The following is a 21430-nucleotide window of genomic DNA, read 5'->3' as shown; positions in this document are numbered from 1 at the left end:
TCTGTATTTTTTTCTTTAATTCTTTTTTCTCGGTTTTGTTCATTTTTTATCCTTGTTAGTGTTTTTTATCAGGAATCCTAGCTGGATGTGCAATTAGTATATGAAAAAAGAGAAGGCTCAACTACTTTTGTCTTGTTATCTGATTGTTCATCCTGCTTATTTATCGTAATGTAACAGGCTCAGACACCATACAGGTGGCCCTTTTCCTCACCGAAGATCTTTGGTGATAAGGCCGTATGTCTTCCCCTAAATAGTAAAATTACGCTCTGATGAATTCTGCACATCTGAAGCGCTATGAGCGAAAGTAGATGGCGTAAGTTTAGGAAAATCTTGAACCAAGAGAGGCTCTAAACACAATACTCACTGAGTAACTGTGAAAGTGGCTTCTCAATATCCGCTATATCTGGCACGAAGTGGACAGCTAACTGGCTAAAGCTCCGCTCTGAGCGAACGTCATGAGACGTGTATAACATATAGTGTAAATACAAAATTCGATTTTTTCTTTCTTAACTTAAAATAAGCACAAAAAGGTATTTCTTATGTAAGGTATTTTAAGACACATCTGCTCATTGTTATTTAAAATAGGTCGTCAATGCTAATATAAGGTGGTTGCATGTTACATAAAAAACAACACAAGAAAATGTAGCTTTTAGACTTGCTGTACTTAACTTCTATCTTCGTTTCAATTCTAACGCAAATTTACAGGAATGGGTGCTATAGATAAAATAAATAGACCAACCCTCCAGATAACACTCAGAAAAACCAATTCAAAAATCAATAAAACAATAGATAAAAGATGTTTAGACCCAATGGATAATGTTGACATCGAGATCAAAAAACTGAAAGGGTTTCTTGGGATACAGTAATATTTAAATTTATCAATACTTTATTGGCAATCTATTAATATGTAATAAGGTACAATTGGCGGACAAGACAAATGTCAGCTTTTGGCACAAAGCAGTCATTAACACCAAACCTCGAACATAAAACACACTTTAGCAAAGATTCCTCCAACAAAATATAACCACATAAATTATTTAACGCCAGTATAATAAACAAACAAAATTACTACCCCTACTTTCATTCTATTATTTTCCTCCCCCTCCCCCTGCCTCCCCCCTAGCACCGCCCCCGCCCTTTCCCTACAATAAGGGATCTGTTGAGGCATAACGCAAGGAAAGACGGTGTCGAAAGCCAATCCCAATGCCACTATCGTGGATATCGCCCGCCGCGCCAGGGTGACCAATATCACCGTTTCCCGCGCCTTCAATAAGCCCGAGCTGGTCAAGCCGGAAACCCGTGAGCGCATTCACGCCATCGCCAAAGAGCTGAACTATGTGCCCAACGCCTTCGCGCAGGGGCTGAAAAGCAGCAGCAGCCAGATTATCGGCATCGTCACCAGCAGCATGTACAACCCGTTCTATTCCGGCCTGATCAAGACCGTGTCGCGCATTGCGCGTCAGCAGGGCTACCAGATCATGCTGTTCGACACCGACGGCAGCGAAGAGGCGGAAATGCGCGCCATTCAGGCGCTGTTCGGCTACAAGGCGCGCGGCATCTTGCTGTCGGCGGTGCGCGACGACAAGCGCTACCGCCCCGCCTATCTCGAGCTGGCCGAGGTGTACGGCGTGCCGCTGATCCTTATCGACCGCGATCTTTACGATCAGCAGCTGAGCGGCGTGTTCCTCGATAACCGCGAGATCGGCGTGCTGGCCGGGCGCTATCTGGCGGAGCAGCCGGAGCAGAAGCTGCTGATTATCGGCGGCCCGGCGGATTCGGAGATCACCTTAACGCGCACTGCCGGCATCGTCGCGGCGCTGCAGGGCAGCGGGCGTGAGATTCATATCATCAACGGCGACTATGATTTCACCTCACAGGAAAGCGAGGTGCGCGCCTATCTGGCGCAGCCGGAGAACCGCCCGGATTACATCATCGGCCTGAACGGCATCATCACGCTGGGCGCCATCGCCATCTGCCACGAGATGGGGCTTTATGAACAGGTGAAGTTCTTCTCGATAGACGAGCCGCCGCGCGCCGGCGCTTACGGCCTGCACATTCCGGGGGTGTATCACGATACGCAGAAACTGGGGGAGATCGCCGCGGAGCTGCTGTTCAGCGCCATTCACAGCCCGCGCGGCGAGCTGCCGGTGCGCAGAGAGTTCTTCACCGGCTCGCTGTTGAATCGCTGACGGGCGCTATTGCCCGTAGTAGGCGTGTTTGCCGTGCTTGCGCAGGAAATGTTTGTCCAATAGCTCCGGCTGCATCGGGGCGATGGCCGGCGCCAGCTGGCGCGTCGCCATCGCCATGATCGCCACCTCTTCCAGCACCACCGCATTGTGCACCGCATCCGCCGCGTCCTTGCCCCAGGCGAACGGGCCGTGGGAGTAAACCAGCACCCCCGGCACCTGCTGCGGATCGCGCCCCGCCTGACTGAAGGTCTCAATAATCACCTTGCCGGTTTCCCCCTCGTAATCCCCGGCGATCTCCGCCTCGCTCATGGGCCGGGTACAGGGAATGTCGCCGTAAAAGTAGTCGGCGTGGGTGGTGCCCAGCGCCGGGATCGGCTGCCCGGCCTGCGCCCAGATGGTGGCGTTGCGGCTGTGGGTGTGCACCACGCCGCCGATATCGGCGAAGGCGCGGTACAGCGCCAGGTGGGTGGCGGTGTCGGATGAGGGTTTGCGGTGCCCTTCGCGCACCTTGCCCTCCAGATCCACCACCACCAGATCCTCCAGCGTCATCGCCTCGTAGGCGATGCCTGAAGGCTTGATCACCACCAGCCCGCTCTGGCGATCGATCGCCGAGACGTTGCCCCAGGTAAAGGTCACCAGCCCGTATGCCGGCAGGCTGAGGTTGGCGGCCAGCACCTGCCGCTTGAGTTCGTTCAGCATGCGATGCCTCCCTCGATCATCTGTTGTTCGATCCAGGCCTTGGCCTGGGCGATGCGTTGCTTATCCTGCCCGTCTTCGCGCGCCCACATCTCCAGCAGGTAGGGGCCGCGATAGCCGAGCGCGTTGAGCACGGAAAAGGCGTGGGCGAAATCCACGCAGCCTTCGCCGAACGGCACGTCGCGGAACTGCCCGGCGCTGCCCGGCCCCACCGCGACGGTGTCTTTGAGGTGCACGGCAGTGATGCTGCCGATGCCCAGCGCCAGCTCGGCGGCGACATCGTTACCCCAGGCGCTGAGGTTGCCGAGATCGGGATACACCGTGAACCACGGGCTGTTGACGTGGCGGGCGATGTCGCGCCATTTGCTGATGCTGTTGATGAACGGCGTGTCCATCACCTCCACCGACAGCATCACCTGCGCTCTGGCGGCCTGCGCCGCCGCCCACTGCATGCCCTCGATAAAGCGTTCGCGGCTGTGGCGATCGGCGGGTTCGTAATAGACGTCGTAACCCGCCAGTTGGATGTTGCGGATGCCGAGATCCGTCGCCAGTTCCAGCGCTTTGCTCATCAGCACCCGCGCCCGCTCGCGGGTGGCGGCGTCGGCGCTGCCGAACGGGTCGCGCCGGTGCGCCGACAGGCACAGGCTCGGCACCGTCACCCCGCTGTCGAGTCGCGCCTGGATAAACGCCAGCCGCTGGCGGCGATCCCAATCCAGCCGCTGCTGGCGCGCCGGCTGCTCGTCGATCGACATCTCCACGAACTCAAAGCCCAGCTCGGCGGCGGTGGCCAGCCGCTGCGGCCAGCTCATATCGGCGGGCAGCGCCTTTTCATACAGCCCCAGACAGGCGGCGTTAGTCGTTTGCATCAGTCACCTCACTCAAAGCCTGGGCGACCGCCAGATAGCGCGCCTGCTGGGCGCGCAGGCGCCGGTGGGCGGCGGTCGCGGGATAATAACAACGCAGTTTGGGCGGCGCGGCGGCGATCGCTTCGGCGAACCCGGCGTACTCCCCGGCGCCGACGGCGGCGCACAGGGCGGCGGCGCGGCAGCCGCTCTGGCGCGTTTCCACCACCTCGAGCGGCAGGTTGCCGGCGTCGGCGTACATCTGCATCCAGACCTCGGACTGCGTCGGCCCGCCGGTCATGCGCACCCGCTCGATGCGCGGGTTCAGCTGCACCATGCGCTCCTGATGGATCAGGTGCGAGAACACGATGCCCTGGTAGATCGCCTGCACCACGTCCGCCATCTCGTGGTGGGCGCTCAGGCCGATCAGCCCGCCCGGCGTGTTGCCGCCGAGGTTGGAGCCGTACAGATAAGGCAGGAACAGCAGCCCGCTCGGCTGCTCGTGGCGCTCGGCCACCCAGGCGTTAAACTGGGCGTAGCGCTGCCGGTCGTCGGCGCAGAACTGGCGCAGGAACCAGGCCAGGTTGCCGGCCGAGGTCGGGCTGCCTTCGTGCACGAAATAGCGTCCGTCGATGCAGTAGCGCCCCCAGGCGTAGGGGTAATCGGCAGGAATGATGCGCTCGGTCACGCAGGTGGCGATCGACCAGGTGCCCGCCACCGCGCTGAGCGTGCGATCGTCGGCCACGCCGGAGCTGAGCGCCGCGCCCACCACGTCGAACAGGCCGCCGTACACCGCGGTGCCCGCGCGCAGGCCACACTGCGCCGCCGCAGCGGCCGTCACCCGCCCGGCCAGCTGCGCCGAGCCGATCACCGGCGCGGTCTTCTCCTGCGCCTCTTCGATGCCGAAGGCCGCCATCAGCGCCGGATCGTAAGCGCCGCTGTGCTGATTGAACAGGTTGCTGCCGGAGATGTTGGTCACCTCGGCCGCCGCCTCACCGGTGAGGCGAAAGCGCAGGTAGTCGTGCGCCATCAGGATGCGATCGACGGCGGCGTACTGCGCCGGCTGCCGCTGCTTCAGCCAGCGCAGCAACAGCGCCGGGTGGCTGGGCCACAGCGGCTGCAGGCTGCGCGGGTAGGTCTGCGCGTCCACGCCGGCGCGGCGCAGCTCAGCCGCCGTGGCCGCCGCGCGGTTGTCCGAAGAGAGGATGCCGTTGCCGACCGGTTTGCCGTGGCGGTCGATGGCGTACAGCCCTTTGCCGTGCGCCGAGAAGCTGACGCCGCGCACCTGCCCGGCCGCCAGCCCCGCCGCGTGCAGCGTCTGGCGGATTACCGTGCAAACGTCATCCCACAGCGCGTCCATATTGCGTTCGCTGAAGCCCGGCTGGGCGGCAATCGCCGCGCCGTCGCGCTCGGCGATCGCCAGCTCTTCGCCGCTTGCCCGGTACAGCCCGGCCTTGATCACCGTGCCGCCGACGTCTATGCCAAGAAAGACTGACATCGCGCCTCCTATTTGCGCCGCACGGAGCTGAGGTAGATGGCGGCCAGGATGATGCCGCCCTTCACCACGTTCTGGATATACGGCGACACGTTCATCAGATTGAGGCCGTTGTTGAGCACCCCGAGCATCATCGCCCCCACCAGCGTGCCGACGATGGCGCCGCGCCCGCCGGAGATCGCCGCACCGCCCAGCACTACGGCGGCGATAGCGTCCAGCTCGAAGCCTTCGCCGGCGTTAGGCTGCCCGCTCATCAGGCGCGAGGTCAGCACCAGCCCGGCCAGCGCGGCGGTCAGTCCGCTGATCACGTACACCAGCATCTTGTAGCGCGGCACGCGGATGCCGCTCAGGCGCGCCGCCTCTTCGTTACCGCCCATCGCGTAGACGTAGCGGCCGAACGGCAGCTGGTTGAGCATCAGCCAGGCCAGCACGTACACGCCGAGCATGATCAGGATCGGCACCTGAATGCCCAGCACCGTGCCGCGACCGAAGAAGGAGAAGACGTCGGGCAGGCCGGAGATTGGGTAGCCGCCGGTATAGAGCAGCGCCAGGCCACGGGCGATGCCCATCGACGCCAGGGTGACGATGATCGGCGGCATGCGCAGGTAGGCGATGCAGGCGCCGTTGGCCAGGCCGAACAGCGCGCCGACCGCCAGCGCCGCTACCATCGCCAGCGGGATGGGCACCGCCGCCAGCATCAGCCCGGCGGCGACGGAGCCGGCCAGCGCCATTACCGGCCCCACCGAGAGATCGATGCCGCCGGTCAGGATGGCGCAGGTCATGCCCACCGCGATGATGGCGTTGATCGACACCTGGCGTGCCACGTTGGTCAGGTTGTTGACGCTGAGGAAGCTGTCGTTCAGCAGGCTCATCAATACGAACAAAATTACGAAGCCGATAAACGGCAAGACCGCCGGGTGATGCAGCAGTTTTTCACAGCGCTTGCCGAGGCTGGGGCCGGCGGCGCGGCGCGCCACGGCGGGTTGTTCAATTCCGATCATAAGGCACTCCCGGTCGCGTGAAGCATGATGTGGTTGGATTCGATGTCGTCGCCGGTCAGCTCGGCGACGATGTGGCCGCCGCGAAACACCAGCACGCGGTCGCACACGCCGATGATCTCCGGCAGTTCGGAAGAAATCATGATGATGGAGATGCCCTGCTGGGTCAGTTGCTGCATCAGCTGGTAGATCTCGGCCTTGGCGCCCACGTCGATGCCGCGCGTCGGCTCGTCGAAGATCAGGATGTTGCAGTCATTGTTGAGCCAGCGGGCGATCACCACCTTCTGCTGGTTGCCGCCGCTCAGGGTGCTGACGGCGGTCTCGGCGTCCGGGGTTTTCACCCCCACGGCGCGGATCAGCCGCTGCACCACGTCGCGATCCTTGCGGGCGCTGACGAAGATCTTGCCGCGCCGGTGGTGCCGGTTGAGGGTGATGTTCTGCGCCACCGAGAACGGCAGCACCAGGCCCTCGGTTTTGCGGCTCTCCGGCAGCAGGCCGATGCCCTGCGCCAGCGCCTGCGCTGGGGAGCGCAGCGCCGCCGGTTGGCCGCCGAGGCGGACACGTTTACGGTGGCAGCGGCTGGCGCCGATCAGCGCCGAAACGGTCTCGGTGCGCCCGGAGCCCACCAGCCCGGCGAAGCCGAGGATCTCGCCCTTGTGCAGGTGAAAACGGTCGGTCGCGCCGTGCTTCTCGCGCTGGATCTCCGCCTCCAGCAGCACCGTCGCGGTATCGACCGGGTGCTGTTTCACCGGGAAGGCGTTCTCGATTTTGCGCCCGACCATCAGCCGCACCAGCTCTTCCACGTTGGTGTCGCCGGTGGCCAGCGTTTCGATGTAGGCGCCGTCGCGCAGCACAGTGATGCGATCGCAGATGGTGAAAATCTCGTCCAGGTGGTGCGAGATAAACACCATGCCGACGCCCAGCAGCCGCAGATCGTTCATCACGCTGAACAGGTGCTCGGCCTCGCCTGGCGTCAGCGTGGCGGTCGGCTCATCCAGCACCAGCACCCGCGCCTCCAGCGACAGCGCCTTGGCGATCTCAACGAACTGCTGCTGCGCCACGCTCAGCTGCTCCACCGGGCAATCGAGATCGATAGCCACCGTCAGCCGCTTGAAGATCGCCTCGGCCTTGCGCCGCATCGCCCGCCGATCCAGCAGGCCCCAGCGGTTCCTGATCTCCCGGTTGAGGAAGATGTTGTCGATGGCGCTCATGTAGGGAATCAACGAGAATTCCTGAAAAATAATGCCGACCCCGGCCTCGATCGCCTGGCGATAGTTGTTAAAGCGGCGCTGCTCGCCGTCGATAAAAATATCGCCCTCGTCCGGCTGATAGATGCCACACATGATTTTCACCAGCGTCGATTTGCCGGCGCCGTTTTCGCCCAGCAGGGCGTGCACCTCGCCGCGTTGAATGGCCAGATCGATGCCGTCCAGCGCCTTCACGCCGGGAAAGCTCTTTTTTATTCGCTTCAGTTCCAGTAAAGGTGTCACCGTATTGCCCTCCGCACCGAACGCCCCGCCGCAGCGGGGCGAACCCGGCTGCTGTTACCAGCTAAAGCCGGCCGCATTGCTGCGGTCGATCAGCTTCACTTTGACCGGCACGGTTTTCGGCACCGTGGCGCCCCAGTAGCGGGCCAGCGCAATGCCGAGCGCAATGCGCAGCTGGTCGCGCGGGAACTGCGCCGAAGTGGCGATGAACGGCGAATTCGGCTTGAGGATCTCTTTGATGGCTTCCGGCTGGCCGTCGACGCTCACCAGCTTGACCTTGGCGCCGTTGCTTTCGATCGCCGCCAGGGCGCCGAGCGCGCCGACGTCGTTGACGCTGAAGATGCCCGCCAGATCCGGCGCCGACTGCAGCATGTTTTCGGTCACGGTCAGCGCGGTGTCACGCTCCTGCTTGCCGTTTTGCTTGGTGACGATCTTGATGTCGGGGTATTTCTTCATCGCCGCTTCAAAGCCGCGCACGCGCTCCAGGATCGGCACCACCGGGATGCCGTCGAGGATCGCCACCTTGCCTTTGCCGCCCAGTGCTTTCGCCAGGTATTCACCCGCCTGGAAGCCGGCGTCGTAGTTTTCCGAGCCGACGAACGAATCCAGCGGCCCTTCCGCCTGCGCGTCGATTGCTACCACCACCGCGCCGGCCTTATGGGCGGAGATCACCGCCGACTGCACCCCCACCGAATCGGTCGGGTTGATCAGCAGGATATCCACCTTCTTCTGCAGCATGTCTTCCACGTCGCCGATCTGTTTGGCGACGTCATGGCGCGCATCGGCCACGTACACCTTGGCGCCGATATCCGCCGCCGCCTGATCCAGCGCCTGCTTCATGGTGACGAAGTAGTCGTTGTTCATTTCCTGGAACGACATACCGATAGTGATTTGCTTGGCCAGCGCCCCATGGCTGGCCGCCAACATTCCACCGGCGACGATAAAAGGCAGGGTCTTTTTGAATAATGAAAACATAGCCAATTCTCCTGTAGGGAAGCTTCTTGTTGTGGTTATCAGAGCAACAGCATGTCTTTACGTTTGGCCGACCGGCCGGCCCCCCATTGCGGATGGGCCGGCGATCGTGACTGCAACAGCGGTACGGCGGGAGGGTCAGGGAACCAGGATCACCTTGATGGAGTCGGTCGAGTCCGCCAGGGCGAAGGCTTCATCCCAGTCGTTCAATGAATAGCTGTGGGTAACCACGCCGTTGGAAGTCACCAGCCCGCGCTCGAACAGATCGATGGCGATTTCATAGCTGTAGGGCGCCAGGTGCGCGCCGCGAATGTCCAGCTCCTTGCGATCGCCGATGATGGACCAATCGACGGTGGTTTCCTTACCGAACACGCTGAACTCCACGAAGCGGCCCAGCTTGCGGATCATCTGCAGCCCCTGGGTGACGCCGATCGGCGCGCCGGTGGCCTCGATGTAGACGTCGCAGCCGTAGCCGCCGGTCAGCGATTTGACGATCTGGTCGGCGTCTTCCTTCAGCGGGTTGATCACCACGTCGGCGCCGAATTCCTTCGCCAGCGCCAGCCGCTCGTCGATGGCATCGATCACGATCAGTTTCTTCGGCGTCTTCAGGCGCGCCACCTGCACCATGCACAGCCCGAGCGGCCCGGCGCCGGCCAGCACCACCACGTCGTCCAGTTGGATGTCGCCGCGCGCCACGGTGTGAATGGCGCAGGCCATCGGCTCAATCAATACCGCGTCTTCGTGGCTCAGGCTTTCCGGGATCTTGTGCACGATGGCGTTCTCGGAAAAACGCATGTATTCCGCCATGCCGCCCTCCGCCACGTCTTTCTGGAAGCCGTAAATGTTATGCGTCTCACACATCCAGTAGCTGCCGGATTTGCAGTAGCGGCACTCCCAGCACGGCACGATCTGCTCGGCGATCACCCGCTCGCCGATCCGGTATTTGCCTTCCGCGCCCTCGCCCAGCGCGGCGATGCGGCCGTAGAACTCATGCCCCGGCACCACCGGCGGTTTGACCCACGGGTTCTCCCCCCAAAACATCTGCGCGCCGTTCTTGCATTTGCAGTCGCCGGCGCAGATGCCGCAGCCTTCCACCTTGATCACCAGCTCGCGCGCCTTCGGCAGCGGCGTAGGCACCTGTTCGAAACGATAATCCTGCGGGCCGTGGCAAACGACCGCGCGCATTTTTTCCGGCAACTGGCTCATCTCTTCCTCCAATACACTCGTTAAACGCTTGAATTTTCTTAATGTTGACGTTGTCATTTTTATCCAACAAAAAACAAGTAACGAAACAACATGATAAATTTCAATGAATTAATCATCAAACATCCCGAAAACTAAAAATGACAACGTGAACATTGATCGACATATAACCAAAGCTGCAAAAATAATTGTTTGAGCAAAATCACAGTTCGTTAACATTGCGGCTAAAAATGCTACAAATGCGGATCGCGATCCCATTTAAAGGATCGATGAGGATCGGGAGATGATCGAAACGGCGGGAAGAAGATGATTGGCAGGAATGCGGGCCAGGCATCGCACCCGGCCCGATAAAGCGGGTTACTTCACTTCGCCCATCGCTTTCAGCTTTTTGGACAGCTCGCGGCGCTCTTTGGACAGATCGGCATTTTTGATGATGTAGTCATCAACGCGATCTTCGTAGTCGCTGCGCATGTTGGCGATGATGCCCTGAATGTCTTCAATGCTCATGCCGGGCTTGATGTACTCGCTCAGGTTGTCGAGCAGCAGCACGCGCTTCTGGTTATCACGAATTTTCTTTTCGTTGTCGACGATCTCGCGTTGCAGTTTGTTTTTGCGGCGGAACATACGCACAAACTCCAGCACGTCCTGGAAACTCGGCTTATTTGCATTATCCATCTTTATACCCTTGCTTTAGTAATACACAGATTCATTTGCTTACGGCCACATGGCACCAAGATACAGGTTTGTGGCGGTCCGGCACAACAGTGATTGCCTTATCTTACCCACTTTGCCCCGGCGGCCAAAACCCAAAGCGCCGCCTTCATGATCTGACCCCTTATTCACGCCCGGCGGCGGTGCAAACCTGGAGCAGATCCCCCAACTCCTCCAGCTGTTGCGCCAGCTCCATGCTGAGCCAAACGTAGCCGTAAATCGGCGCTTCGCCGTGCTGGCCGAGGCTCACCTCCTGCATCAGCGTTTTCAGCTCGCCGGCGATCTCCACCAGCTGCCCCGCCGCCGCCTGCCGCTGCGCCTGCGGCCCTTCGCGCATCAGCACCGCCAGCGATTCCAGCGAGCTCAACGTCAGCAGCTGGGTACTGCGCAGCGTGCGGGCGTTCAACATGATGAAGTGCGTTTCACGCGAGGCCCAGTAAGCGTCGGCCATCAGCTCCAGCGTACACACCAGATTGCGGCTGAGGGTTTGCACCGCCTCGAACACCGCTTTGGGAATGCGGGTTTCCTTGCTGGCGGGCACGATTAGGCTGCGCAGCTTCACCACCTGATTCAACAGATCCTTGAGCTGCGGCTCCAGCCGCGGCCGCTCAATGACGTTCGGCGAAAAATAGGCGCCGTAGAGGCGGGCGGCGGTTTGCAGGCAGTCCGCCATGTGCATGCGCCACAGAATATAGGCGCGCTGTGGGTAGATGCTGGTGAACAGCAGCGCCAGCAACGAGCCGAAGATCACGTCGCCGCTGCGCCACAGCGCGGTATGCATGTCACCGGCGCCCGCGCCGCACACCACCGCCAGCGTGATCCCCACCAGCAGCGCCATATACGGCCGTTTGCCGAGCGTCAGGTAGCCGCAGACGAACATCACCACGCCGCACCAAGCCAGCATCAGCGGCAGCGAATAGAGTTCCAGATACAGGGCGATCAGGCCGGACGCGGCGCCGAACACCGTGCCGGCAATGCGTTGCAGCGCCCGCTGCAGCACGTTGCCCCAAAACGAGATCGGCCCCATCACCACCACCAGGGTGATCAGCGGCCAGGTGCCTTCGGGCACCGCCAGCAGGCGGATCAGCAGAAAGGTCAGAATAAACGCCAGCCCGATGCGCACGCCGTGTACGATGCGGTAGTGGCGATAGGTCAGCAGTTCAAGGGAAGAGATTTTTCGATCGAGGCGCACGATGCCTCCGATAAAGACCAGCCAGGCCGTTATTTTAGCGGAGGAAGCCCGGCGAGGAAAAGGCGAATGAGGCGTCCCCCATTCGCGGTCAGGCTCAGGCGGCGTACTTGTCGACCAGCGCGCGCAGAACGGCGGCGGTTTCGACATCCATCACGCCGTCATACTTCTGCTGACGGAAGTGCAGCTGGAACGCGCGCACCAGCTGGCGATAGCCTTCTGCGGTGTTCGCCGCCGAGGTGTCGTAGCCATATTGGGCGAACAGTTTCAGCAAATCGGCCTGCGCCGGCAGGCCCTGGCTGCAGTATTCCTGCTGGCGCTGCTGCTTGGTCGCTTCGTCATACCAGGCGCCGACGCCGGCCTGATACAGCTGCTGCCACGGGAACTGCGGGCCCGGATCGCTCTTGCGGCCCGGCGCGATATCGGAGTGCGCCACCACGTTCACCGGCGAGATGTCCGGATAACGCTGCAGGATGTTCTGCGCCAGCTGGGTGACCGCTTCGATCTGCTGCGGATTGAACGGCGGGAAGGTGATGTTTCCACCGTCGCCGCTCGCCAGGTTAACGATCTCGATACCGATCGAGGTGTCGTTGATATTGCTGCGGGTGCCCCACTGGCTGGTGCCGGCATGCCAGGCGCGCTCGTTCTCGTCCACCAGGTTGAAAATGCGCACGCCGCTGAAGCCGGCGGCCTGATAGGTGGCCTCGGTCGGATCCGGCACCAGATAGTGCGCGCTGACCGATTTTCCGGTCAACGACTTCACCGAGTCGGCGAAGTTTTGCGCCGTGTAGTGCAGCACCAGAAAGCGCACGCGGTGGCCGAAGCTGGCGACCGATCGGTAGCTATTGTAATCAATCTTGTACATCGTAAAGTCCCTCTCTCGTTTGATTTCACTGAGCGGCCCCTCATCATGACAGGCCGCCCCGCACAGGTGAACCCTTGGCTCACCCTTTTTGTTTTAGCTAATTGCTAAATCATGCGCAAGTTTTTTTTAGCAAAATCGTTATTTACCTTTTTGCTAAAGAGTGCGATCATTGCACGATGGAAACTAAAGAAATCAGGCGCAACAATCTGCGCGAATTGATGGCCCGCTACGCCCGGCAAGGCGTCAACCAGAATGAATTCGCCACGCTGGTTGAGTCTTCCGCGCCAACGCTGAGCCAAATCATCGGGGAAAAATCCTCCCGCAATCTTGGCGACAATCTGGCCAGGCGGATCGAGGCCAAGCTGAATTTGCCCAAGGGCTGGTTCGACGTGTTTCACGAAAAGCAGCTGGTGCGCCCGTTTGACAACGTGGCGGCGGAGTCGGACTTCCAGCCCGCCCGTTTAAAACCGGTGGTATGGGAAGATACCGAACAGGACAAGGAAGAGTTTGTGGAGATCCCGCTGCTGGATATCGATTTTTCCGCCGGCGACGGCTGCTACGAAATCGTCGATCGCGAGGAGTTTTCGCTGATCTTCCGCCGTTACTATCTGCACAAGATGGGGGTGGCGGTCAACGCCGCGCGCATTATCCGCATCTCCGGCTCCAGCATGGAACCGCGTCTGCAGGATGGCGACGTGGTCGGCATCAACACCGACGACACGCGCATCCGCGAGGGCAAGACCTATGCCATCCGCCACGGCAATTTGCTGCGGGTGAAGGTGCTGATCGAGCAGCCGGACGGCGGCGTCATCATCCGCTCCCTCAACCGTGAAGAGTACCAGGACGAGCATCTCAGCTATCAGCAGCGCAAGGAGCAACTGGTGGTGCTCGGCCGCGTCTTCTGGTCCTCTTCGTCCTGGTAGCAGAGCAACCTCGGGCGCCCGCTGCGCCCGGCGGTTATTTGAAGTCCACCACCATCTGCTGCTGGATAGACAACCCGCGAGTCGACTGCACGCAACCGGCGATGTAGTCGGTGAAGCGCGGCGGTTTCGGCATGCCCAGCTTGAGGATCTTCTCGTTGCTGAAACGCACGTTGAGCATGGCGAACGAGCCGTACAGGCGCATCGCCTTCAGCATCAGCCGCTCGTTGCACGGGCCGAAAATGTCTTTCAGCTGACGGCGCATTTTCACCAACGCGTCATACGTCACCTGCGCATACTCATCGCCCACCGGCGCTTTTTCCAGCGCTGCCGCCATGGCGCGGTCGATTTCGGCAAAGCTGACGCTGCGCTCTTCACCGGCGGAGATGTGATAAACGTCGTTCTCCAGCGTTTCGCTGTTCATCAGCATCACCAGCGCATCCGCACAGTAGTCCACCGGGATCACGTCGATATTGTCCTGCAGCGAGCACATAAACTTGCGCAGCATCAGCGCCATGCCAAACACCCAGAAAATGCTGCTCGAAGGCTGGCAGCCCAGGCGGGTGTGGCCCACGACAATCGACGGACGAGCGATGGTCAGCGGCATTTGCGGGCAGCGTTGGCGCATCAGCTGTTCGATGGTGGATTTGGAACGCGTATATTCCACCAGATGCTCGGCATCTTCCTCAAATTCGCCGCTCTCCGCCACCAGCGAACCCGGTTCCGGGGAACAGGACATGGCGGTACCGACATGCAGAAAGCGTTTTAATCCCGGCACCTGCGCCATTCTTTCGGCAAAGGCCAGGGTGCCTTCTACGTTTACCTTCCAAATGAGCGGGTTATTACCAAATGAAGCAACGGCCGCACAGTTAATAACGTGCGTGACATTGTTAATACGTGCGTCAGTTAAAAATTCGGCCGGCTCGGAAAGGTCGCCCAACAATATATTTTCTATCGTAATTTTAGACAGCAGATTCGCGTCGATATTAAACTTTTCCATATTCGTGCGAATACGAGCCAATCCTTGCTGCGCATCATCGGCGCGCACCAGTAGAAGATAATTAATGGACTGATTTTCAATCAATAATTTTTCAAGAACTGCACCACCGAGAAAGCCGGTAGCGCCGGTTAACAGTAGCGTTTTCATCATTGTCACCCACATTGGTATTGAATGTGGGAGATTGTATCTGCGGATATTTAAACAAATATTAAATAGAATTACGGCGCCCAGAATCACTTTTCTTAATATTATCTTAAGGAATCTTTTGAAACATCCATCGTGGCTTTAGTAACAAAAGAAGCGCGTAGATTGGATGATTAATCTCTGCCGTTTAAATACCATTGATGTAGTGCCTGATTTAATTTAACGGTCAATGTTATTTCTCTTCTCGTCCGTGGAGGACCTATGACCTATAACCAAAAAATCTGGTTGGGGGTTTTACTGCTGTGCGCCCTGTTTTGGGGGGCGGTGATAAGCGGCGCCTGCTCGCTGTATAACCGGGCAGATCGCCTCAATGCGCACCAGGCGCAGAACGAGTTCGCCGCGCGCCACAGTCTGGCCCCCAGCTCGAAGCAAAGCGCGCAGGCGTCCACCTCCCCTCGGAATGGGTAGGGACAAGACCCGCTAACGATCCTATTATACCCTAAGGTTAACAGGGAGATAACGATGGTTCGAAAGCTGGATAGCTTACCGCAGGCGCAACGCGAGAAAATAGAAGCCGATTTGCTGGCCATCAGCGTGATCTACAACGAGCGCTACGGCATCGCTTCGACCCAGGCGGAAACAGAACGCCAGATCCCCGACCACCTGCTCCCCTACTTTCACCAGCGGCTGGATTTCTATCGCCGTGCGTAATTGCGTGCATTTCGCTAACCGCCGCTTGGCATCGCTCCCTACGCCGTTACAATAGAGGCATATTGTATCCGCCACTGAAGAGACGCGATTTTGAGCAGCAAGGCACCGGCCACATTTTATATTCACGATTACGAGACCTTCGGCAAGAGCCCGTCGCTGGACCGCCCGGCGCAGTTCGCCGGCGTGCGCACCGATATGGATTTCAACATTATCGAAGAGCCGCTGGTCATCTACTGCGCCCCGGCCGATGACTACCTGCCGGAACCCGAGGCGGTGATGATCACCGGCATCACGCCGCAGGTGGCGCGTGCCAAAGGGGTTAACGAGGCCGAGTTCACCCGCCAAATCCATCAGGCCTTCAGCGTGGCCGGCACCTGCATTCTCGGTTACAACAACATCCGCTTCGATGACGAAGTGAGCCGCAATATCTTCTATCGCAACTTCTACGATCCCTACGCCTACAGCTGGCAAAACGGCAACTCGCGCTGGGATCTGCTGGATGTGATGCGCGCCTGCTACGCTCTGCGCCCGGACGGCATCGTTTGGCCGGAAAACGAAGACGGTTTCCCCAGCTTCCGCCTGGAACATCTGACGCGCGCCAACGGCGTCGAGCACACGCAGGCTCACGACGCGATGTCGGACGTTTACGCCACCATCGCCATGGCCAAGCTGGTCAAACAGGCACAGCCGCGGCTGTTCGATTTCCTGCTGCAGCACCGCAACAAGCACAAGCTGAACGCCCTGATCGACGTCGCCGACATGACGCCGCTGGTGCACGTCTCCGGCATGTTCGGCGCGGCGCGCGGCAATACCAGCTGGGTGTCGCCGCTGGCCTGGCACCCGGACAACAAGAACGCGGTGATCATGTGCGATCTGGCCGGCGACATGACGCCGCTGTTGACGCTGAGCGCCGAGCAGCTGCGTGAACGGCTGTATACCCGCCGCGACGACCTGGCGCCGGATCAGGCACCGGTGCCGATCAAGCTGGTGCACATCAACAAATGCCCGGTGCTGGCACCGGCCAAAACCCTGCTGCCGGAGAACGCCGAGCGGCTGGGCATCGATCGCCAAGCCTGTCTGCAGAACCTGCAGCTGCTGAAACAGCACCCGGAAGTGCGCGAAAAAGTGGTGGCGCTGTTCGCCGAAGCCGAGCCGTTCAAAGGCGCCGACGACGTCGACGCCCGCTTGTACGACGGTTTCTTCAGCGACGCCGACAAGGCGGCGATGAGGATTATCCAGCAGACCAAACCGCAGAACCTGCCGGCGCTGGATCTGGCCTTCAGCGACGGCCGCATGAAAGAGCTGCTGTTCCGCTTCCGCGCGCGCAACTATCCGAATACGCTGGACGACGCCGAGCAGCGTCGCTGGCTGCAACACCGCCAGGAAGCGCTGAGCGCAGAGCGCGTGCAGAGTTACCTGCTGCAGCTCGAATCGCTGTATAACCTGCACGAAGGCGACAAAGAGAAAACCGCCCTGTTGAAAGCGCTGTTCGATTACGGCAAAGAGTTGGTGGGATAAACCCCGCAGCAAGCAGAAAAGGAAAAGGCCGCGAAAGCGGCCTTTTTTGTGGCTGAGGAGACGGCTCGCGCTTAGGCGGCGTCTTCGCTCGCTTGCGGCACCGGCAGACGGAAGCTGCGGGTGACGAAGGCCAGGTAGATCAAACCTATGGCCGCCCAAACCAGGCCCAGCGTCATCGAGCTGGCTTCCAGGTTGATCCACAGCGCGCCGACGGTCAGTGCGCCCATCACCGGCAGGATCAGGTAGTTAAATGTGTCCTTCACGGTGCGGTTCATCTTGTCGCGAATATAGAACTGCGAGATCACCGACAGGTTGACGAAGGTGAAGGCCACCAGCGCACCGAAGTTGATCAGCGCGGTCGCGGTCACCAGGTCAAACGACACCGCGGACAGCGCGATGGCGCCTACCAGCAGCACGTTCAGCGCCGGGGTACGCCACTTCGGATGCACATAGCCGAAGAAGCGAGTCGGGAACACGCCGTCGCGGCCCATCACGTACATCAGACGCGAAACGCCCGCGTGCGCCGCCATGCCCGACGCCAATACCGTCACGCAGGAGAACACCAGGATCACCGACTGGAAGAACTTGCCCGCCACGTACAGCATGATTTCAGGCTGTGAGGCGTCCGGATCCTTGAAGCGCGAGATGTCCGGGAAGTACAGCTGCACGAAGTAAGACACCACGATAAAGATGATGCCGCCGATCAGCGCCGTCAGGAAGATGGCTTTCGGGATCACTTTTTCCGCGTCTTTGGTCTCTTCGGACAGCGAGCTGATGCCGTCGAAGCCCAGGAACGAGAAGCACAGGATGGTCGCGCCGGTAATCATCGGCACCACGTGGGCGTTATCGGACCAGAACGGGCGGCTGCTGACCAGCGTACCGGCGCCTTCGCCGTGGTAAATACCGTTGATCACCAGGCCGAGGAACACGATCATGATCGCCACCTGCACCACCACGATGATGGAGTTCAGGTTAGCCACCAGCTTGATGCCGCGCAGGTTGAAAATCGTCATCAAGCCGACCAGCACCGCCACGAAGATCCAGGACGGTACGCCCGGGAAGATCGCTTCCAGGTAAATCTTGGCCAGCAAAATGTTGATCATCGGCATGAACAGGTAGTCCAGCAGCGATGACCAGCCCACCATAAAGCCGACGTGCGGGCTGATGGCTTTCTGGGCGTAGGTGTAGGCGGAACCGGCGGAAGGGAATTTCTTCACCAGCTTGCCATAGCTCAGGGCGGTAAACAGGATCGCCAGCAGAGCGAAGGCGTACGCGGTCGCGACGTGACCATCGGTCAGGCCGGATACGATGCCGAAGGTATCGAAAATGGTCATTGGCTGCAGGTAAGCCAAGCCCATCATCACTACCGGAACTAATGTCAGGGTTTTACGCAGCTGAGTGCGCTGAGCCGGAGCGGCGTTGATGGTGTTATCGGACATTGGTCAGCCCCCCCTTACCTTGAGCCTTGCGGATGGCGGACACGCCAAGACTTAAGGTTGCGGGGAAACTTCGCAACGAGCGACTTAATTCTAAAAGAAGGGGATTGTAAGCTGGATAACGGGTCGAGGAAACCTCGGCTGCTCCATAGTCGCTGCGGCCACAGCGGAAACCGGCGGGCACCGGCGCTAAAGTGAAAAATTGCCCCATCTTTCTAATCCTCATGAGTCACGACCATAAAGTTTTGTTTGATCGTGCACGAAACTATTTATCTATCCGGATCGGTGTCCGGCCTCGCTTGGTGTATGAAACGCTACGTTGGTAAAACATAATGCAAAAAAAATAACCGACGCTTTCAAAACGTCGGCTATCTGCATTTGAGATATTTTGCACCAGAATGCCTCCGAATGACAAGATCCGGAAACCCTCAAATACAAATTCTTTTTGTCGATCGCACGGAAAACCAGCCCGGCAGGCGAATTAATCCGCTGCCGGCAGGCCAGTCACCCGCACATACCTCTTACTTTATACGCCCATTCAGGCATTTTTCAACATCCAGTCGATCTCGGTTTCCGTCACCCGCCGTTCAAACTGCAGCAGTTCGTCGGTCTTGCAGGCGTGATACACCTGGGTGAAACGCTCGCCCAGATAGTGCGTCAGCGCGTGCTGATGTTCAAACTCGTACAGCGCGTCGCTCTGGCGGATCGGCAGCGGCAGCCCCTCCTGCTCCAGCCCGTTGCCGGTCACCGGCTCAGGCAACGGCAGTAGGTTGTCCAGCCCGTACAGCATGCCGGCCAGGATCGCCGCCATCACCAGATAAGGATTGGCATCGGCGCCGGCCACGCGGTACTCCACCCGGTGGTTCTCCGGTTCGCCGCAGGGAATGCGCAGCGCCACGGTGCGGTTGTTGTGGCCCCAGGCGGCCTGGATCGGCACATACATCCCCGGCTGGAAGCGCCGGTAGGCGTTGACGTTCGGCGCCAGCAGCGCCATCGACGCCGGCATCAGGGTGATCATCCCGGCCAATGCCTGTTTCAAGAGCGGCGAATCCTCGCCTTCGGCGTCGGCAAACAGGTTGTTGCCCGCACTATCCTGCATGCTGACATGCACGTGCATGCCGCTGCCGGCGTAATCCTCATAGGGTTTGGCCATAAAGGTGGCGTGCATGTCGTGGTTCTCGGCCACCAGCCGCACCAGCCGCTTCAGCGCCAGCGCGTGGTCGCAGGCCAGCAGGATGTCGTCGGTATGACGCAGGTTGACCTCGAACTGCCCCGGCGACGCCTCCGCCACCGCGCCGTCCGCCGGCAGCCCCTGCAGCTTCGCCAGCGCGTCGATATCGTTCAGCACCTCGGCGAAATGGTTCAGGTTATCGACGGAGTACACCTGGCTTTGGGTGTTGCGTTCCTGAGTGCCGGGCGCACACGGCGGCTGCAGATCGCCTTCTGCGTCGCGCTGCCTGTCGATGAGATAAAACTCCAGCTCTACCGCTGCCACCGGGAACAAGCCGCGCTGTCGCAGCGCCTGCCACACGCGGTTCAGCACATTACGGGGTTCAACGTCAAAGGGAGTGCCATCTTCATCCAGCATGGTCAGCAACACCTGGCCGATATGCTCCGGATCGGCGGCCGACGGCGTCAGCGAACCGGGCACCGGCAGGCAAATGCGATCCGGCTCGCCGAGTTCCTGCCCAAGGCCGGCCTCCTCCACCACGTTGCCGAGGATGTCCATAGCGAACACCGACGCGGGGAAGTAGCTGCCTTTTTCCAGTTTTTTCAACCCTGAGACGGGTATGCGTTTGCCGCGGAAGGAACCATTGAGATCGGTGAGAAGGATATCGATATACTGCGTGGCGGGATGGCGTTCCAAATAATGAGCGACCTCATTTTGGAACGCGCTACTTCGCCTCTCTTCATGATGCTGTGCAAAATGTTCAACTGCTGCGCTATTGGTTTGCATACGTCACCCGCCATTATGCTCTTAAGGCGCGTTGGCGCCCGTCCACCGTTCGATTCAACACATGATTGGATTTCTCGTCAGGCCGCGCCGCTGCCGGGCGCTCAAAATAACATCCACAATATGAAACATAGTATTAACAGAATGGGTTTGCAAATGTTACAATCCTGTTTGATTATTCGCCAGCGGCTGCTAAATTGATAAAATATTGACCGAAAAGGCCTTACTGCCATTTTCACGTCAACTATTTTGTCCAACGCACCAAGAGTGAACATGGGCAATATATTTTCCAAACCCACCCTAACTACCGATATCATGCAGTATCGTTATCGACCAGACAGGCACCCGATAGCGATCTTCATTTCTGCCTGTCGCCCTTACCAGAAGGAAGTACCGCTATGAGCGAAGTCAGCTTGGCACCGGGCAAACGCCTGTCGCAGATCCGTCAGCAATTGGGTTTGTCACAGCGCCGGGTCGCCGAACTGTCCGGGTTAACCCACAGTGCGATCAGCACCATCGAACAGGACAAGGTCAGCCCGGCCATCAGCACGCTGCAAAAGCTGCTGAAGGTGTATGGCCTGTCGCTGTCTGAATTCTTTGCCGAACCGGAAGCCGCCGACGAACCGCGCGTGGTGATCGACGCCGAGGACCTGATTGAGATCGGCAGCCAGGGGGTGTCGATGAAGCTGGTGCACAACGGCAGCCCGACGCGCAACCTGGCGATGATGCTGGAAACCTACCAGCCCGGCACCACCACCGGTGAAAAGATCAAGCACCAGGGCGAAGAGATAGGCACCCTGCTGGAGGGCGAGATTGTGCTAACCATCAACGGCCAGAGCTATTGCCTGACCGCCGGCCAGAGTTACGCCATCAACACCGGCATTCCGCACAGCTTCAGCAATACATCGGCGCGCATTTGCCGCATCGTCAGCGCACACACCCCTACCACCTTCTGACCGCTTCTCGCACCGGCGCAGCCTGACGCGGGTTGCGCCCCTGCCTCTCCACGTTTTTCATCGCCGTTATGCCATTTTGTTGGTTGCCAACGGCGCAATCTGTGTTACAACAGAGCAAAACAGCCATCTAAACATCTAAACGGC

General features: G+C 59.5%; 20 protein-coding genes. 7 read left to right on the top strand and 13 right to left on the bottom strand.

What is annotated here, in order from left to right:
- Positions 1–1184 precede the first annotated feature (1184 nt).
- On the top strand, positions 1185–2189 hold the full coding sequence (locus tag ACJ8IL_RS18680) for a LacI family DNA-binding transcriptional regulator (RefSeq protein ID WP_043136352.1): 1005 nt from the start codon (positions 1185–1187) through the stop codon (positions 2187–2189).
- A 6-nt stretch (positions 2190–2195) separates the two neighbouring features.
- On the opposite strand, the gene araD is transcribed toward ACJ8IL_RS18680, so the two are convergent.
- From araD to ACJ8IL_RS18630, 10 genes are all read right to left on the bottom strand, one after another.
- Positions 2196–2888 carry an L-ribulose-5-phosphate 4-epimerase gene (gene araD / locus ACJ8IL_RS18675; protein ID WP_033651896.1) on the bottom strand — a complete coding sequence of 231 codons (693 nt, stop codon included), beginning with the start codon at positions 2886–2888 and terminating at the stop codon, positions 2196–2198.
- Complete coding sequence (locus tag ACJ8IL_RS18670; protein ID WP_442516731.1) at positions 2882–3751, bottom strand: L-ribulose-5-phosphate 3-epimerase; 870 nt, start codon at positions 3749–3751, stop codon at positions 2882–2884. The genes araD and ACJ8IL_RS18670 overlap by 7 nt, the downstream gene beginning before the upstream one ends.
- On the bottom strand, positions 3738–5225 hold the full coding sequence (locus tag ACJ8IL_RS18665; RefSeq protein WP_442516730.1) for an FGGY-family carbohydrate kinase: 1488 nt from the start codon (positions 5223–5225) through the stop codon (positions 3738–3740). Before ACJ8IL_RS18665 ends, ACJ8IL_RS18670 begins: the two co-directional genes overlap by 14 nt.
- 8 nt (positions 5226–5233) lie before the next feature.
- The gene (locus ACJ8IL_RS18660; RefSeq protein WP_049205093.1) at positions 5234–6223 is read right to left on the bottom strand and encodes an ABC transporter permease; all 990 of its coding nucleotides are present in this window, start codon (positions 6221–6223) and stop codon (positions 5234–5236) included.
- Positions 6220–7710, bottom strand: coding sequence for a sugar ABC transporter ATP-binding protein (locus ACJ8IL_RS18655; protein ID WP_046896377.1), 1491 nt, complete (start codon positions 7708–7710; stop codon positions 6220–6222). Before ACJ8IL_RS18655 ends, ACJ8IL_RS18660 begins: the two co-directional genes overlap by 4 nt.
- 54 nt (positions 7711–7764) lie before the next feature.
- A complete protein-coding gene (locus tag ACJ8IL_RS18650; protein ID WP_015378502.1) occupies positions 7765–8682 on the bottom strand; it encodes an ABC transporter substrate-binding protein in 918 nt (305 codons plus the stop codon).
- 135 nt (positions 8683–8817) lie between these two features.
- Positions 8818–9885 (bottom strand): erythritol/L-threitol dehydrogenase, encoded by a 1068-nt coding sequence (locus ACJ8IL_RS18645; protein ID WP_016927009.1) that lies wholly within the window; start codon positions 9883–9885, stop codon positions 8818–8820.
- 354 nt (positions 9886–10239) lie between these two features.
- A complete protein-coding gene (tmaR, locus tag ACJ8IL_RS18640; RefSeq protein ID WP_004935612.1) occupies positions 10240–10557 on the bottom strand; it encodes a PTS system regulator TmaR in 318 nt (105 codons plus the stop codon).
- Positions 10558–10717: 160 nt separating this feature from the next.
- Entirely contained in the window at positions 10718–11785 is a 1068-nt protein-coding gene (locus ACJ8IL_RS18635; protein WP_043136371.1) for an FUSC family protein, read from the bottom strand.
- 94 nt (positions 11786–11879) lie between these two features.
- Positions 11880–12647, bottom strand: a complete 768-nt coding sequence (locus ACJ8IL_RS18630) for an N-acetylmuramoyl-L-alanine amidase (protein WP_025303521.1) — start codon at positions 12645–12647, stop codon at positions 11880–11882.
- Between the two features lie 176 nt (positions 12648–12823).
- On the opposite strand from ACJ8IL_RS18630, the gene ACJ8IL_RS18625 reads away from it, so the two are divergent.
- A complete protein-coding gene (locus ACJ8IL_RS18625; protein ID WP_033643785.1) occupies positions 12824–13570 on the top strand; it encodes a S24 family peptidase in 747 nt (248 codons plus the stop codon).
- A 34-nt stretch (positions 13571–13604) separates the two neighbouring features.
- Here the strand turns inward: ACJ8IL_RS18625 and ACJ8IL_RS18620 are convergent, their stop codons facing one another.
- Entirely contained in the window at positions 13605–14714 is a 1110-nt protein-coding gene (locus ACJ8IL_RS18620) for an SDR family oxidoreductase (protein WP_025303522.1), read from the bottom strand.
- Positions 14715–14972: 258 nt separating this feature from the next.
- Between ACJ8IL_RS18620 and ACJ8IL_RS18615 the strand changes: the two genes are divergently transcribed.
- From ACJ8IL_RS18615 to sbcB, 3 genes are all read left to right on the top strand, one after another.
- The gene (locus tag ACJ8IL_RS18615; RefSeq protein ID WP_164063959.1) at positions 14973–15179 is read left to right on the top strand and encodes a hypothetical protein; all 207 of its coding nucleotides are present in this window, start codon (positions 14973–14975) and stop codon (positions 15177–15179) included.
- 54 nt (positions 15180–15233) lie between these two features.
- Positions 15234–15422 carry a DNA polymerase III subunit theta gene (locus ACJ8IL_RS18610; RefSeq protein WP_025303524.1) on the top strand — a complete coding sequence of 63 codons (189 nt, stop codon included), beginning with the start codon at positions 15234–15236 and terminating at the stop codon, positions 15420–15422.
- Positions 15423–15512: 90 nt separating this feature from the next.
- Positions 15513–16940 carry an exodeoxyribonuclease I gene (gene sbcB / locus ACJ8IL_RS18605; protein WP_025303525.1) on the top strand — a complete coding sequence of 476 codons (1428 nt, stop codon included), beginning with the start codon at positions 15513–15515 and terminating at the stop codon, positions 16938–16940.
- Between the two features lie 71 nt (positions 16941–17011).
- Here the strand turns inward: sbcB and ACJ8IL_RS18600 are convergent, their stop codons facing one another.
- Positions 17012–18379, bottom strand: coding sequence for an APC family permease (locus ACJ8IL_RS18600; protein WP_025303526.1), 1368 nt, complete (start codon positions 18377–18379; stop codon positions 17012–17014).
- A gap of 535 nt (positions 18380–18914) precedes the next feature.
- A complete protein-coding gene (locus tag ACJ8IL_RS18595) occupies positions 18915–20333 on the bottom strand; it encodes a glutamine synthetase family protein (RefSeq protein ID WP_406903330.1) in 1419 nt (472 codons plus the stop codon).
- On the opposite strand from ACJ8IL_RS18595, the gene ACJ8IL_RS18590 reads away from it, so the two are divergent.
- Complete coding sequence (locus tag ACJ8IL_RS18590) at positions 20247–20531, top strand: hypothetical protein (protein ID WP_406903351.1); 285 nt, start codon at positions 20247–20249, stop codon at positions 20529–20531. The two genes, ACJ8IL_RS18595 and ACJ8IL_RS18590, sit on opposite strands and share 87 nt — an antisense overlap.
- Positions 20532–20728: 197 nt before the next feature.
- A complete protein-coding gene (gene puuR / locus ACJ8IL_RS18585) occupies positions 20729–21286 on the top strand; it encodes an HTH-type transcriptional regulator PuuR (RefSeq protein ID WP_025303528.1) in 558 nt (185 codons plus the stop codon).
- Positions 21287–21430 lie beyond the last annotated feature (144 nt).

The organism is Serratia sp. CY47444 (genome assembly GCF_052168635.1).
Classification (GTDB): Bacteria; Pseudomonadota; Gammaproteobacteria; order Enterobacterales; family Enterobacteriaceae; genus Serratia; species Serratia bockelmannii.
The sequence above is the reverse complement of the archived record's forward strand: the minus strand, read 5'-3'. Positions and strand labels throughout refer to the sequence as shown.